This window comes from Paludisphaera sp., from assembly GCF_037189885.1.
Taxonomy (GTDB): Bacteria; Planctomycetota; Planctomycetia; order Isosphaerales; family Isosphaeraceae; genus Paludisphaera.
This window is the reverse complement of sequence record NZ_JBBCIR010000100.1, coordinates 1-14,575: the sequence shown is the minus strand read 5'-3', so window position 1 is coordinate 14,575 and position 14,575 is coordinate 1. Positions and strand designations below refer to the sequence as shown.

At 69.4% G+C, this 14,575-nt stretch carries 8 protein-coding genes; 5 read left to right on the top strand and 3 right to left on the bottom strand.

Annotation, left to right across the window (positions count from 1 at the left end; all coding sequences use genetic code 11):
• Window positions 1-839: 839 nt before the first annotated feature.
• From WG209_RS23255 to WG209_RS23245, 3 genes are all read left to right on the top strand, one after another.
• Window positions 840-3,254 (top strand): DUF1592 domain-containing protein, encoded by a 2,415-nt coding sequence (locus WG209_RS23255; protein ID WP_337177495.1) that lies wholly within the window; start codon window positions 840-842, stop codon window positions 3,252-3,254.
• 100 nt (window positions 3,255-3,354) lie between these two features.
• Window positions 3,355-4,674 carry a DUF1552 domain-containing protein gene (locus WG209_RS23250; RefSeq protein ID WP_337177494.1) on the top strand — a complete coding sequence of 440 codons (1,320 nt, stop codon included), beginning with the start codon at window positions 3,355-3,357 and terminating at the stop codon, window positions 4,672-4,674.
• 169 nt (window positions 4,675-4,843) lie between these two features.
• The gene (locus tag WG209_RS23245) at window positions 4,844-6,310 is read left to right on the top strand and encodes a TonB-dependent receptor (protein ID WP_337177493.1); all 1,467 of its coding nucleotides are present in this window, start codon (window positions 4,844-4,846) and stop codon (window positions 6,308-6,310) included.
• 28 nt (window positions 6,311-6,338) lie between these two features.
• On the opposite strand, the gene WG209_RS23240 is transcribed toward WG209_RS23245, so the two are convergent.
• The 3 genes from WG209_RS23240 to clpX form a co-directional block, all read right to left on the bottom strand.
• Window positions 6,339-9,881, bottom strand: a complete 3,543-nt coding sequence (locus tag WG209_RS23240; protein ID WP_337177492.1) for a hypothetical protein — start codon at window positions 9,879-9,881, stop codon at window positions 6,339-6,341.
• Between the two features lie 578 nt (window positions 9,882-10,459).
• Entirely contained in the window at window positions 10,460-12,151 is a 1,692-nt protein-coding gene (locus tag WG209_RS23235; RefSeq protein WP_337177491.1) for an amidase, read from the bottom strand.
• A gap of 48 nt (window positions 12,152-12,199) precedes the next feature.
• Window positions 12,200-13,480, bottom strand: a complete 1,281-nt coding sequence (gene clpX, locus WG209_RS23230; RefSeq protein ID WP_337177490.1) for an ATP-dependent Clp protease ATP-binding subunit ClpX — start codon at window positions 13,478-13,480, stop codon at window positions 12,200-12,202.
• A 155-nt stretch (window positions 13,481-13,635) separates the two neighbouring features.
• Here clpX and WG209_RS23225 point away from each other — a divergent pair, with 155 nt between their 5' ends.
• Window positions 13,636-13,899, top strand: coding sequence for a UPF0175 family protein (locus tag WG209_RS23225; RefSeq protein WP_337177489.1), 264 nt, complete (start codon window positions 13,636-13,638; stop codon window positions 13,897-13,899).
• A complete protein-coding gene (locus WG209_RS23220; protein WP_337177488.1) occupies window positions 13,896-14,414 on the top strand; it encodes a hypothetical protein in 519 nt (172 codons plus the stop codon). Before WG209_RS23225 ends, WG209_RS23220 begins: the two co-directional genes overlap by 4 nt.
• Window positions 14,415-14,575 lie beyond the last annotated feature (161 nt).

Here is a 14,575-nt window from a genome sequence, read left to right as displayed (position 1 = left end):
TCTCAAGGAGAAGAGCGTCGGGCCGTGCGGACGGCGTCTCGCTGTCATTCACGATCGACCGGATTGTCAAAGATCGGCGACCTGACTTCGTAGCAAGGTCTTCGCTGACCTTCCTACGCCGCGTGTCGCCCCCGAGTTCGCTCCGCCGTCGACGATTTCGGCCGACCCGTCGTTGATGACCAGGTCGGCCGTGTGTTTGTCGTCGTGGCGTTGTCCGCTCGACAAGAGAGATAGTACCAGGATCGCGGCGCGGGTCAACGGTCCAGTGGGGAAAATTCCGTGGAAGCTACCTGCTTCATGCCTCAACAATCTACAAGAGAAGGCTTTACGCGAACTTCGCCGCCTCGTTTTTTCGACGAATTCTCTAGTTCTCGGGGTTGCATAGGTCGGCTCTTGGGGCCGTTTCGAGCTGGGTTGCCTTGTCCTTGGTGACGAAGCCTCTTGGCGAGTATGCTGGATGGCGTTTTGCGAGCATGCCGCACGGGTTCACGGGTTCGACTCGGTATCCAGAATCTCCTTTCGCTTCCATCCTGTGCCCGCCGTCCATCCCCTGATTAATGGTCTTTCGGCTTGGTCTCCATCCGCCAGCGGGGGAGTGGTGACGCGCGGGGTTTCCGTGGGTCTTCTTCCTGCCCTTATATTGAAGGCCAAATCGCGTTTGACTCGCGACCTCGAATTTATCCCACCCGGGGGGCCGCCCTGGCCTTCCCTCCGCCATGGGTCGCTCGGCCCCTTGCGTTGGCTGGAGTCTTGACGTACAAGGGAAGTGGTCGAAGACTTGTTGAACGGACGAGCCGTCCGGCCCGACTCCCCCCCGCGAACCCGCCACGACCCTTGAGATGCCTTCGTCCGGGATGCTTTCCCGCGATCGGCGCTCCTGGGTCGCCATGCCCATTCGAGGTCGGTCAGCCATGAACCGCTCCCCGATCCCCTTTCCCACGCGCCTCGCTTTGGCCCTCGGGCTTTTTTTCTCCGTGCCCTTGTTGCTTGCGTCGGTCGGACGCGATGACGAGATCGCGAAGGGTCGGGCCATCTATGAGGCACAATGCCTCTCGTGCCATGGCAAGGGCGGCGAGGGGAGCGACTACTTTCCGCACGCGCTCATCGGCGACAAGTCGGTGAAGCAGCTTTCGCGGTATATCGCCAGGACGATGCCGGAAGACGACCCGGGGACATGCGTCGGGGAGGACGCCGACGCGGTCTCGGCTTACATGCACGACGCCTTCTACTCGCCGATCGCCCAGGCTCGCAACAAGCCGGCGCGGATCGAGCTGTCTCGGCTGACGGTCCGCCAAACGCAGAACACGCTGATGGATCTGATCGGGTCGTTCCGCGGCCCGATGGAATGGGAGGGTCCGAAGGGGCTCCAGGCCGAGTACTACAAGTCGCACCAGCACTGGAAGAAGGAAGACCGCATCATCGAGCGGGTCGACTCGGAAGTCCGGTTCGACTTCGGCGTCAACCTGCCGGAGTCTGAGGAGGTCGGGCATCGGTTCTTCATCCGGTGGAACGGCGGGGTGCTCGCGCCGGAGACGGGGGACTATGAGTTCGTCGTCCGCACGGAGCACTCGGTCAAGCTGTGGGTGAACGACGTCGAGACGCCGCTGATCGACCGTTGGGTCAAGTCGGGGGACGACACGGAGTTCCGCGAATCGCTCCGCCTGATCGGCGGACGGGTCTATCCGATCCGGCTGGAGTTCTCCAAGGGCAAGGGTGGCGTCGACGACAGCAAGACGGTGACGCCCCCGCCGATGCCGGCCACCATCGCCCTGCTGTGGAAGCGACCGGCGGCGGCGCTGGAGACGATCTCGGCGCGGTATCTCTCGCCGAAGCGCACGCCCGAGCTGTTCGTCCTCCAGACCCCGCTCCCCCCGGACGACCGGAGCATGGGATATGAGCGTGGGACGTCGGTGTCGAAGGCCTGGGACGAGGCGACGACCGACGCCGCGCTGGAGACGGCGGCATACGTGGCCGATCACCTGAATCGTCTGCTCCAGGTCAAGCCGGACGCTCCCGAGCGAGCGGAGAAGGCGCGCGAGTTCGCGAGGAAGTTCGTGGAGCGGGCGTTCCGTCGACCGCTGACGGAAGAGCAGAAGGCGACGCTCGTCGATCGCCGGTTCGAGTCGGGCGACGACGTGGACACGGCCATCAAGAAGGTGGTGCTGGGGGCGCTGGTCTCGCCGAGGTTCCTCTATCTTGAGCCGGGAGCGGAGTTCGACGATTTCGACGTGGCCTCGCGGATCTCGTTCGGCCTGTGGGATTCGCTCCCGGACGCCGCGCTGATGGAGGCGGCAGGCAAGGGCGAGTTGAAGACGCGCGAGCAGGTCGCGGCGCAGGCGGAGCGGATGGTGGACGACCTCCGAACGCGGGCCAAGCTGCGGGAGTTCCTGCTCCAGTGGCTCAAGGTCGACCGGGTGTCGGATCTGTCGAAGGATCCGGAGCTGTTCCCCGATTTCGACGAGGCGGTGGCGGGGGACCTGCGGACGTCGCTGGAGATGTTCCTGGAAGACGTGGCGTGGGGCGAGGGGTCGGACTTCCGCCGGTTCCTCCAGTCGGACGAGCTGTACCTGAACGGCCGGCTGGCGAAGCTGTACGGGGCCTCGCTGCCGGAAGACGCGCCGTTCCAGAAGGTGAAGCTGGAAGGCGAGCCGCGGGCGGGGCTTTTGACGCATCCTTACCTGATGGCGAGCTTCGCGTACACGAGCGTCAGCTCGCCGATCCATCGCGGCGTCTTCCTGGCGAGGGGCGTGCTGGGGCGGCTGCTGCCCCCGCCCCCGGAGGCGGTCTCGCCGGCCCCCGACCTGGACGACGGCCTGACCACGCGCGAGCGGGTCGCGGTCCAGACCAGCCCGGAATCGTGCATGACCTGCCACTCGATCATCAACCCCGTGGGATTCACGCTGGAGAACTTCGACGCCGTGGGACGATTCCGCAAGGAAGAACGCGGCAAGCCGATCGACGCGAAGGGCGAATACCAGTCGCGCACCGGCGAGGTCGTCGCGCTGGACGGGCCGGTCGACCTGGCGCGATACCTCGCGGGGTCGGAGGAGGCCCATTCGGCGTTCACCCAGCAGTTGTTCCACTACCTGACCAAGCAGCCGATCAACGCCTTCGGCATGGACACGGCGCGGGAGCTGACAGCGGCGTTCGAGGCCCACGACTTCAACATCCGCCGGCTGATGATCGAGGAGATCGCGGCCTCGGCGACCACCCCCCGGCGAGCCGAGGGGGACGCGGTCGCCTCGGCGCCCTGAGCGGGCGTCGGGCCGGGCGCTCAAGACGACCCGACCGACCGAACCATCCACCAACCTCCGGCGACGCATCGCCTCGCCAACCCAACCCAGGAGACGAGACATGGCCCGGACCCGTTCGCGACGCGAGTTCCTGCGCGATCTAGGCCTGAGCGCCGCGGCTTTGCCGTTCGTGCTCAACCTGCCGAGCCTGGGCTTCGCCGGCACCTCGGCGCGGAAGAAGCGGCTGGTGGTGATGTTCAGCCCCAACGGCGTCATCCCCAAGGCCTTCTGGCCCGACGAGACCGGCGCCGAGTTCGCGCTTAAGGAGAGCCTGACGCCGCTGGAGCCGTTCAAGGACCGCACGCTGATCATGCACGGGGTGTGCGACAAGGTGCGCGGCGACGGCGACAACCACATGCGCGGGATGGGCTGCCTGCTCACCGGCATCGAGCTGTTCCCGGGGAACATCCAGGGGGGCTCGGACACGCCGGCCGGCTGGGCGAGCGGGCTGTCGATCGACCAGGAGATCAAGAAGAAGTACCAGGCCGACGAGGCCACCCGCACGCGGTTCGGCTCGCTGGAGTTCGGCGTCATGGTCCCGCAGCGGGCCGACACCTGGACGCGCATGGTCTACGACGGCCCCAACCGGCCGATCGCGCCGATCGACGACCCGTACCGCATGTTCTCCAAGCTGTACGGCCGGATGAAGGACCAGGCGAGCCTCAAGAGCCTGCTCGACGACGTGAAGGACGATCTGAAGAAGATCGAGACCGCGGTGAGCGTGGAGGACCGGCGGATCCTGGAGGAGCACGCCACCTTCGTCCGCGAGATGGAGCGCGAGCTGACCTCGACCGACGACGGGCTCGACCACGCGGTCCCCGAGCTGGAGCCGGGGATCAAGGCGGTCAACGACGAGATCCCGCGCATCAGCAAGACGCAGATCGACCTGATGGTGCAGAGCTTCGCCGCCGACTTCGCCCGCGTCGCCACGCTCCAGTACACGAACTCGGTGGGCATGGCGAAGATGAACTGGCTGGGCATCCCGGAGGGGCATCACGAGCTGTCGCACGAGCCGGACAACAACGAGGCGGCCGTCGAGAAGCTCACCAAGATCAACAAGTGGTTCTGCGAGCAGCTCGCCTACATGGCGAAGCGCCTGGCCGAGACCCCGGAGCCCGGCGGCCCCGGCTCGCTGCTGGACAACACCTCGATCCTCTGGACCAACGAGCTGGGCAAGGGGAACTCGCACACGCTCAACGACATCCCGTTCGTCATGGTCGGCAACGGCCTCGACTTCAAGATGGGCCGGTCGCTCAAGTTCCCCAAGGTGGCGCACAACCGCCTGCTGCTCTCGATCGCCCACGGCATGGGGCACACCGACCTCAAGTCGTTCGGCAACCCGGACTTCTGCGGGGACGGCCCGCTCTCCGACCTCACCTGAGCCCGACCCTCCCGGCGCTCCCGCCGTCGTGATCCACGCGAGGCCCGCCCGAACCAGGGCGGGCCTCGTCCGTTCGGGGAAGCCGCCTCCTTGAAATGGGGGTGTCGCTCCGCGCCGCCGTTACAATTCAACGAGGCGAGAACGGGGCTTCGAATGGGAGAACGCGGACGTGGAACCGAGATCCGATCGCGAGTGTCCGACGACCCGCGAGAAGGCCCTGAGGATCAACCTGGACCGGCGGAGATACGGCAACTTCGCCGAGATCGGCGCCGGGCAGGAGGTCGTGCGATGGTTCTTCCAGGTCGGCGGCGCGGCCGGGACGATCGCCAAGAGCATCTCGGCGTATGACATGAGGGTCAGCGACGACATGTACGGGCCGGCGGCCCGCTACGTCTCGCGCGACCGCCTGGAGTCGATGCTCGATCGCGAGCATGACATGCTCCTGGCGCGCCTCGGCCCGGGTCGCGGGGCGGAGACCGACTTCTTCACGTTCGCCGACACCGTCGCCGCGAGGAACCATCTGGGCACCAACGAGTGCCATGGCTGGATGGGCATCCAGTTCCAGTCCACGCCCGGCTCGGCCCCCAGCCGGATCGTCGTCCACGTCAGGATGCTCGACAGGGACAACGTCTCCCAGCAGCAGGCGCTCGGCGTCGTCGGGGTGAACCTGATCCACGGTGCCCTCTACCAGTTCGGCGACCCGGACGAATTGATGCGGTCGCTGCTCGACGACCTCACGCCCGACCGGATCGAGATCGACATGATCCGGTTTTCCGGCCCCGAGTTCCGGTCGCTCGACCACCGCCTGTTGAGCCTGAAGCTCGTCCAGCTCGGGCTCAGCGACGCCGCGATGTTCTCCGCCGCCGGGGAGGTCTTGCAGCCCTCGGAGGCGCTGCACAAGAAGCCGATCCTCGTGGAACGCGGGTCGTTCCGGCCGGTCACGCTGACGAACCTGGACATGCTCCGCGCGGCGCGGCGGCAGTTCGCCGGCCACGTCGCCGCCGGCGGGCCAGGGTCGGGCGAATCCGAGATCGTCACGCTCATGGAGCTGACGATGCGCGACCTGCGCTCGACGTCCCCCGTCGGCGGCGAGATCGACTACGACGACTTCCTCGCCCGGGCCGACGTCCTGGCGACCACCGGGGCGACGGTCCTGATCTCGAACTATTACGAGTTCCACCGCCTGGCCTCGTACCTCCGGCGCTACACCAAGCGGCCCATCGGCGTCCCCCTCGGCGTCCCCACGCTGATCGAGCTCTTCGACGAGCGCGCCTACGAGGATCTGGAGGGGGGCTTGCTGGAGGCGCTCGGCCGCCTCTTCCGCAACGACCTGAAGCTCTACGTCCATCCGTTGTTCGACGCCGCGGCGGCGCGGATCGTGACGGCCGACGACCTGGAACTCCCCCTCCAGCATCAGGCGCTCTACGAGCATCTTCGCCGGAACGGCTACGTCGAGGGCATCGAGGGATACGACCCCGAACACCTGCGGTACTTCCCCCAGGACGTCCTGCGCAAGCTCGCAGAGCGTGACCCGACGTGGGAGGCGATGGTCCCCCCCGCCGTGGCGGCCCACATCAAGGAGCATGCGCTGTTCGGCTACCGGCGGCCCGACGCCGCCGGGGGGCCCGGGGCCTGATCGCGACCCCGACGACGCTCGATCCCGCTCAAGGACCCTGGCCTGCGACTTCCACGCGGATGTCCAGCGGGCCGGCGCCGGCGCGGGCCGGCGGGACGTCCAGGGCGAACGGCGAGGGGACGCCTTCGACGGCGAGGCCGAGGAGGCCGGCCGGGAGGCCGCGGAGGAGCGCGCGGCCGTCGTCGCCGGACCGGCCGGCGATCGGGGCGAGGTCGGCGATGGGGCCGGCGAGGGGCTTGATCGAGAACGCGGCGGCGATCGGCTCCCCCCGGCGGTCGACGAGTTCGAGCGCGACCGTCGCGCCGGGGGCGGGGACGTCGACGGCGACCTTCGCCTCCTCGCCGGGCGCGACGACCAGCGGGACGAGTTTCGACGCCCAAAGCTCGTCGCGGATGGCCTGGACGACGTAGCGGCCGGGGGCCAGCGCGGGGAATCGGAAGCGGCCGTCGGCGTCCGCCGTCGCCTCCCTCCGCATCGCGGCGGCGACGGCCCCCTTGCCCTCGGTCGCGAGCACGACGCGGATTCGGGCGTCGCCCCCGGAGATCGCCGCGCCGCCCACCGTCGCCCGGCCCGCGGCTCCGGCGGGCTCGGGGAGGGTCATCCGCAGGGGTTCGCCGGGCTTGACCGTGGCGACGGCCGGGCCGGCAAGTCCGGGCGCCCAGGCCACGATGGTCGGCTCCTTCACCGGTTCAGGCCCCTCCCCATCGGGCCGGCCCCCTCGCGAGATGCCCGTCCAGGTGAGCCGGCCGGCGGCGTCGGCGGTCCCCATCAGGGCCGGCTCGGAGGCCCCGGCGGCGATGAAGAGCGCCCGCGCGCCGAAGGCCGGCGTCGCGCCGTCGGCCATGACGACCGTGACCGCCACGGCCTCGGGACCGCCGTATTGCAGGTCGATCCCCCCCGTGGGGATCATGGCGAAGCGTTGGTTCCGCGTATCCTCCGCGCGGGGGGCCCCCGCCGGAGCGTCGACGTCGACGTGGACGACGCGGCTCGTCTCCACCTCCACCTCGCGTTCGTTCCGGGGCTGAGCGCCGCCGACCATGGCCAGCGGGACCACGACGACCGGCCAGCGGCCGACGGGTGCCGGCCCGAACAGGTAACGGGCGCGATCCTCGGAAACCTCGAACGTCGGGAACTCGCCGGGCAGCTCGACGCCTCGGAGCGCGGCCGTGAAGTCGGTCGGGGAGCGGTCGGCGGGGGGATGGATCGTCGCGCGTACGTAGCCAACCGGTTCCATCCGAAGCTCCGCCACGGCTTCCTTGCCCGACTCCACGGTCGTCTCGCGATCAAACATCATCGCCCGATTCGACAGCTCGTCATCACTCAGCTGGCGTCCGTAGCGCGGCCGAGGGGCGGGGTCGGAGCCGTCGATGAACCCCCGGAGGCGGTACTTCCCCGATGGCATGTCGGCGAACCGAGCCCATCCTTCCTGGTCGACCGTCGCGCCCTGATTGGCCCCGCCGGAGGGGAAGAGCGGCAGGATCACCACGCCCCCACGCGCCGGGGCGCCGTCCGGGCCGAGGAGCCGGACCTTCAGCGCGCCTCGTTCGCGACGCTCGGCCCGCAGCGTGATCGGCCCGGCTTCGGCCAGGGCCGGCGAGGCGGGGACCTGGATCGCCGCCTGGTAATATGGCTCGGTCTGGATGGGGTAGGAGTTCGGCTCGGAGTCCCCGTAGCGGACGTCGAGCGTCCACAGGCCCGGCCGGAGGGCGACCGAGCACACGCCCTGGGCGTCGGTCCGGGCCATCGTCACCCCACCCCCCGACGTCTCGCGGCCCCGGATCATGCCGACGGAAATGGCGCGGTTGGCGGCCGGCGCGCCGTCGGGTCCCAGCACGAGGAAACGCGTCGGGCTGGGTTCGGGGTCGATGCCGAGGGTCACCTCGGCCCGCCCGCCGGGGGCGACCTCGATCCCGCGCGCGTACCCCTGGACCGCCGCCATGCCGAGGAACGCGACACCGGGCCGAACGGCCTTCTTGGCGAAAGGCTGGCCCGGGTCGACGTCCGGGAACGCGTACGCGTCATAGAGGCCGGGCGCGACGTTCTGAAAGCGAGCGACGCCGTCGGCCCCGGTGACGGCCGTCGGGACGGTGATCTCCCTCATCTCGTCCAACTCGCCGGGATCGACCGGCCGGCCAATCTCCTGAAAGCCCTGCCCCGTCTCGGTCGATACGAGCCGCACGGTCGCGCCCGGCGCCTTGCGGCCGTCCTGGACGACCTTCACGGCCAGCGAGCCCCCCCGCGAGCCGACCGTCATATCCAGCCGCGCGGGCTTCTGGTCTTTCGGATCGAGCGACGGGTCGAGTCCCATCGCGTGGGCGACGAGCGGCGGCCGGTCCTTCGCCGCGACCACCACGAAGATCATCCCCATCATCGGGTACATGGGGCCCTCGACGCGATACCGGCCCTCCGCGTCGGTGGTGGTCTTCTTGACGTCGGTGGCCATCCGCATGCCGCCATTGTAGTTCACCCGGGCCAAAACCGTCGCGCCCGCGAGCGGCCGGGCCTCGTCGTCGCGAACCGTCCCTTCGACCCACCCGACCTCTCGCCCCGGCTCGCCCCCCATCTGGCGCGCCATCCGTTGCCGCGCCTGCTCGAGTTCCGGAGACGGCGGCGGGGCCGGCGAGACCATCACGTCTCGCGACACCTGCCCCGGACCTAGCCAGACCTGGGTGGACTGGGCGGCGACGGCCTCGGCGCCGCGACGGAGACGGAGCGTGTAGTCGCCGGGCACCACGTCGTCCAGCGTGAATCGGCCATCCTCGTCGACCCCCGCGGACGGCGCCGACGCCTCGTTGAACGCGCGTGTCATGAGATCCACGCGCGACCCGGGGGCCTTGAGTGAGTCGTCCACGCGGCCCTCGATCCGGGCGAACCTCGCGAGCGGCGGGATCTCCGGGCGGCTGACCCGTCCGGGCGCGACCTCGACCAGCCCCGTCGACCCGAAGCCGACCCCGGCGACTCGGATGCCGAACTCCCGTTGTCCCCCGAACTCGCGGATCCGGAATGCCCCGGCGTTGTCCGTCCGGCCGGACACGTGGACGGGGGCGATCGAGAAGAACGGCAGCCCCCGCCCCGGCACGAGGACGATCGGCGTGTCCGCGAGCGGACGACCGTCGGGCCCCCGGACGACGGCCTCGACGACCCCGACCGGCGGGCAATCGACCACCAGCTCGGCCTGGGGCCCTTGCCCCTTCCACCGCGAGGTGACTTGTTGCTCATAGACGGCCCACACGACCTGATTCCGTCGGAAATCCGGCGCGGCCACCGGCTCCCGATCGGCTCCGGGCGTGGTCCACGGCCACGCCCGATCGTCTTCCGCCCTGACGCGAAACATCGGGCCCATCTGCCCGTTGACCGGCATCACGTTGGCGTCGGCCGCGGGGAGCCCGTCGAACCTCCCCTGGGCGTCGGTCGTGACCGTCGGCGCGTCGAAGCCCTCCGAGACGCGCACCGAGACCCCGGCGACCGGTCGATCCGTCCCCCGCTCGATCACGGTCCCGCGCAACATGACGGGCCGATCGGGAGGGACCTGGGCCAGCGACGCGAGGCAGAGCACGGCGACGGCGAGCATGGGACGGCTCCTTCACGGACTCGTGACGGGTCGCGGACGATGGCAGGGTCATCGTATCGACGCCCACGCGCCGTCGCGAGTTCCTCCGGCGCCCGCCGCCGGTTTCGCGAAAAATTTCCGGGAACCTGAAATCCCGCGCTCATCGCCGCGGATCATGTGGGAGTTCGATGACGCTCGTTGACAATTCGGATTCGGTTCCAGACGGATCGGACGCGACGAACGCGCAAACCGTGAGGCGAAGCGCGCGCCCGGCGCAAATCGTCCCCCCTCCCGCCGGGAGAGGGTAGCCGCGCCAGCGGCGGGTGAGGGTCGGCGGAGCGCGGAAATAGCGCCGGTCGCGCGGACCATGCATCGTCGCTTCATCGACAGCCCCCGACCCTCCCCCGGCCCTCCGGTCCACCGTCTCCAGCCGAGAGAGGGAACATGCGTCGCACGCTCGAAACATCGAAAATGACGAACGAAGCCAATATCGCGGGCGAGCAAAACATTACAGGAGTTTGACTTACGACCAACCGGCGCATAAAGCCGCGCGCGAACGAAGCCAACTTCCGGCCGCGTCGGCTGGGTCGACCGAGCTGTCAGCGTCCCGCGAGGAACCTGGCGATCGGCGGGCGGCGGGAGGGGTCGGCGACGGCGGATTCGTAGGCCATGGCGACGGCCAGCAGGGTCGACTCGTCGTACAGGCGGCCCGACAGCGTGATGGTGCGCGGGAGCCGCCGGCCCTCGCGCTCGCGGAGGCCGACGGGGAAGGTGATGGAGGGGTGGCCCGTCAGGTTCGTGATGACCAGGTCGTCGCTGCCGCGGGAGAGGAAGACGTCGATCTCGTCGAAGAGGGCCCCCATGTCCCGCATCAGGAGCGTCCGCGCCCGCGCGGCGCGGAGGTATTCGATGGCCGGGGTGAACTGGTGGACGCGGAAGGTCTCGGGCCAGCCGTTGAGCCCTTCCTCCTCGTGCCGCCGCGTGAAGTCGTCGAACATCGTCGCGGCCTCGACGCCCAGCATCAACGCGATGGCCCCGGCGGGGTATCGCGTCGGCAGGTCGATGGGGACGACCTCGAAGCCCAGGGCTCGCAGGACGCGGGCATCGTCGCGGTCGTCGGTCGGCTTGCCCTCGACGTTCGGGACGCCGACGCGGATCCGCGACAGGCCCCCCGACGGCGGCCACGCGAACGGCTCGTCGACGGCGGTGGGATCCAGGCCGTCGCGGCCGTGGATGGCGTCCAGGATCAGGGCGCAGTCTTCGACGCTCCGGGCGATCGGGCCGAGCTTGTCCAGCGTCCACGCCAGCGACATGCAGCCGTGGCGCGAGACGCGCCCGAACGTGGGGCGCAGGCCGGCCGTGCCGCAGACCCGGCTGGGGGAGACGATGCTCCCCATCGTCTCGCTGCCGATGGCGAACCCCACCAGCCCGGCTGCGGTCGCCGCCGCCGACCCGGCCGAGGACCCGCTCGAACCCACGCGCGGATCCCACGGATTGCGGGTCATGCCGCCGTGCCACTCGTCCCCCATCGCCAGCGCCCCGAGGCTCAGCTTGGCGACCAGAACGGCCCCCGCCTCCTCCAGCCGCTCGGCGACGGTCGCCTTCGCGTCCAGCACGCGGGTTCTGAACTGCGGTGCCCCCCAGGTGGTCGGATGGCCGGGGTAGGCGATCAGATCCTTCGCGCCCCAGGGGATGCCATGCAACGGCCCGCGATACCGCCCCGTTGCGATCTCGGCGTCGGCCGCCTCGGCCTGGCGCAGGGCCACGTCCTCGGTGAGCGTGACCACGCACTTCAGCAGCGGGTCGAACCGCTTCAATCGGCCGAGGTAAAGGCGCGTCAGCTCGACCGACGACACCTTCCGCGACCGCACCAACGACGCCAGCCGCGACACGGGGAGGAACGCGAGGTCCTCGTCATCCGCCGGCCGCTCGACCGGGGACGACGGCGACGGCGCGGCGCGATTGCGGGCGACCTCCCCGGCCGGGGCGAGCCCCGGCGCGGGGTTGAACTGGATGGCCGGGAGGACGTCGTAGTCGATCTCGACGCCGCGAAGGGCGTCGAAATCGGCGAGGCTCTCGGTCGCGGCGATGGCGACCTGGAGGCGCTCGGCGTCGGTGAATTCGATGCCGGCGATCCACTCGGCCTGCTGGACCATCTCGGGCGTGACGTCCCCGTCGACGGCCGCCGCGGCGACCGCGCGGTGCAGCACCGGCCCGCCGAGCCCGAGCCCGCCAAGGGCCTTCAACACCGCGCGACGGCGCACGCCCCCCGACGAACCCGGCTCGGTCATGACCCGCGTCCCCCCCCTGCCCCGCCCGATCCGCCCGCTTCGGTTCGCTCAGACGCCCGGCGACGGCTCGAACAGCCGGTCCTCCTTGCGGACGATCCTGTCGGTGATGACGTAGGTCTGCCCGGGGTCGCGCTCGGGGAGGTCGAACATGATCTCCAGCATCAGGTTTTCCATGATCGACCGCAGCGCGCGGGCACCGGTCCCGCGGGCCTTGGCGAGCTTGGCGACCTCGTGGATCGCCTCGGGGGTGAATTCCAGGCGGGCGCCGTCCAGGTGGAACAGGACGCGGTACTGCTTGGTGAGCGAGTCGCGGGGATCGACGAGGATCTTCTCCAGGTCGGCCACCGAGAGCTGGTCCAGCGTGGCGATGATGGGGAGCCGGCCGATCAGCTCCGGGATCATGCCGTAGCGTTCCAGGTCCTCGGGCGTGACGTGGGCCATCAGCTCGTTGCGCTCGACCTCGCGGTCCTTGGGCTCCTCGCCGCGGCCGAAGCCGATCATCTTGCGGCCCAGCCGCTTTGCGATGATCTCGTCCAGCCCGACGAACGTGCCGCCGCAGATGAACAGGATGTTGGTCGTGTTGACCTGGAGGTACTGCTGCTCGGGATGCTTCCGCCCCCCCTGGGGCGGGACGTTGGCCGTGGTCCCCTCCAGCAGCTTCAGGAGCGCCTGCTGGACCCCCTCGCCGGAGACGTCGCGGGTGATCGAGACGTTCTGGCTGGTCTTCCCGATCTTGTCGATTTCATCGATGTAGATGATCCCCTTCTCGGCGGCGGCGATGTCGTAGTCGGCCGCCATGACGAGCTTGAGGATCAGGTTCTCGACGTCCTCGCCGACGTAGCCGGCCTCGGTCAGCGTGGTGGCGTCGCCGATGGCGAACGGGACGTGCAGCCGGCGGGCGAGCGTCTGGGCCAGCGCCGTCTTGCCGCAGCCGGTCGGGCCGATCAGCAGGACGTTGCTCTTGGCGACCTCGACCTCCTTCAGCTCCTCGTCGGTCACCTCGCGGCCGAGCACGCGCTTGTAGTGGTTGACGACGGCGACGGCCAGCGTCTTCTTCACCGCCTCCTGGCCGATGATGTAATCGTTCAGGTGGGCGACCAGCTCGCGGGGCGTGGGGACCTTGTCGATCTGGACCTTGGCCCGATCGTGCTGCTGGAAGATGTCGTCGCAGACGTCGACGCAGCTGGAGCAGATGTGCGCGATCGTCCTCCCCGGCGCGAGCGGCTGGAGGGCCTTGCCCTCGATCATCGGCCCGACGTCCGACGCGGGGCGTCCGCAGAAGTCGCAGGCCAGGGGTGCGTTGCCGTCGGGCGTGCTGCCGTCGCTCATGTCTTCGAACTCGTCCCTTCACTGGTTAGACCGATTTCCGGCCCGAGATTGTCGCATATCCCCCCCGGTTCCTCCTAGACCGACAGCCGCCTTGAAAGACGGGCCCCCGGCCCGAACACTGGGGATGGACGCCCAAACCGCGATGGAGGCCCCCCATGAGCATCAGCTTCGACGTGCCGAGCGACCTGGAGCGCCAGCTCCGCGCCGCCGGCGTGGATCTCGACCGCGAGGCCAAGGAAGGGTTCCTCGTCGCCCTCTACCGCCGCGGCAAGATCACGCACGACGACCTCAGCGAGACCCTCGGCCTGGGCTTCGACCAGACCCAACGGCTCCTGAAGGATCACGGCGTCGGCGACGAGTACACCCGCGAGGAGTTCGAGGCGGAGAGGGCCTCCCTTCGCGAGCTAGGTCGGCCATGACGATCGTTTCGAACTTGTCTCCCCTGCACTACCTCGTCCTCATCGACCGCCTCCATATCCTGCCCCGGCTCTTCGGCACGGTGCACGCGCCAACCGCGGTAATGGACGAAATGTCAGCCGAGAGCGCGCCAGGGCCGGTACGAGCGTGGGCGGCCTCGCCGCCGGGGTGGCTCGTCGTTGCCGCGCCATCGCTCGTTGAAGACATCCCACGTCTGGGCCGCGGGAAGCGCGGCGCCGGCGAGAAAGCGGCCATCGCCCTGGCGCTTGAGCTAGGGGCGGCCAGCCTCCTGATCGACGACAAGAGAGGGATACAGGAAGCCCGCAGGAGGGGGCTCGCGACGGCGCGGACCCTCGCGTTGCTCGACCGGGGCGCGGAAGTGGGGCTCATCGACGACCTGCCCGTCGTGCTGGACCGCCTCTTCGGGGAAACCAGCTTCCACGCGGGCGGCGAGGTCTCAAAGATCGTCGAAGAAATGAAGGAGCGAGACCGGGCGCGGAAGCAATCCCAAGCGTGACGTTCCGTCTCGTCGGCCGAGGCTAGGTTCTGTCTGGCGGCTCGATGAGTCGGAAGCAACGGCGGATCATGGCGAGCTTGACCATGGCCAGGAAGTTCACGGCGAGCTTCTCGAACCGGGTGGCGAGCCGGCGGTTCTCCTTCAGCCAGAGGATGCACCGC

Excerpts from the sequence above, each read along its gene's own strand:
- WG209_RS23240 (WP_337177492.1), bottom strand. The coding sequence starts at position 9,881 with ATGCTCGCCGTCGCCGTGCTCTGCCTCGCGTCGCTGGCCCAGGTCCCT.
- WG209_RS23255 (WP_337177495.1), top strand. The coding sequence starts at position 840 with ATGCCTTCGTCCGGGATGCTTTCCCGCGATCGGCGCTCCTGGGTCGCC.
- WG209_RS23235 (WP_337177491.1), bottom strand. The coding sequence starts at position 12,151 with ATGACCGAGCCGGGTTCGTCGGGGGGCGTGCGCCGTCGCGCGGTGTTG.
- WG209_RS23225 (WP_337177489.1), top strand. The coding sequence starts at position 13,636 with ATGAGCATCAGCTTCGACGTGCCGAGCGACCTGGAGCGCCAGCTCCGC.
- clpX (WP_337177490.1), bottom strand. The coding sequence starts at position 13,480 with ATGAGCGACGGCAGCACGCCCGACGGCAACGCACCCCTGGCCTGCGAC.
- WG209_RS23220 (WP_337177488.1), top strand. The coding sequence starts at position 13,896 with ATGACGATCGTTTCGAACTTGTCTCCCCTGCACTACCTCGTCCTCATC.
- WG209_RS23250 (WP_337177494.1), top strand. The coding sequence starts at position 3,355 with ATGGCCCGGACCCGTTCGCGACGCGAGTTCCTGCGCGATCTAGGCCTG.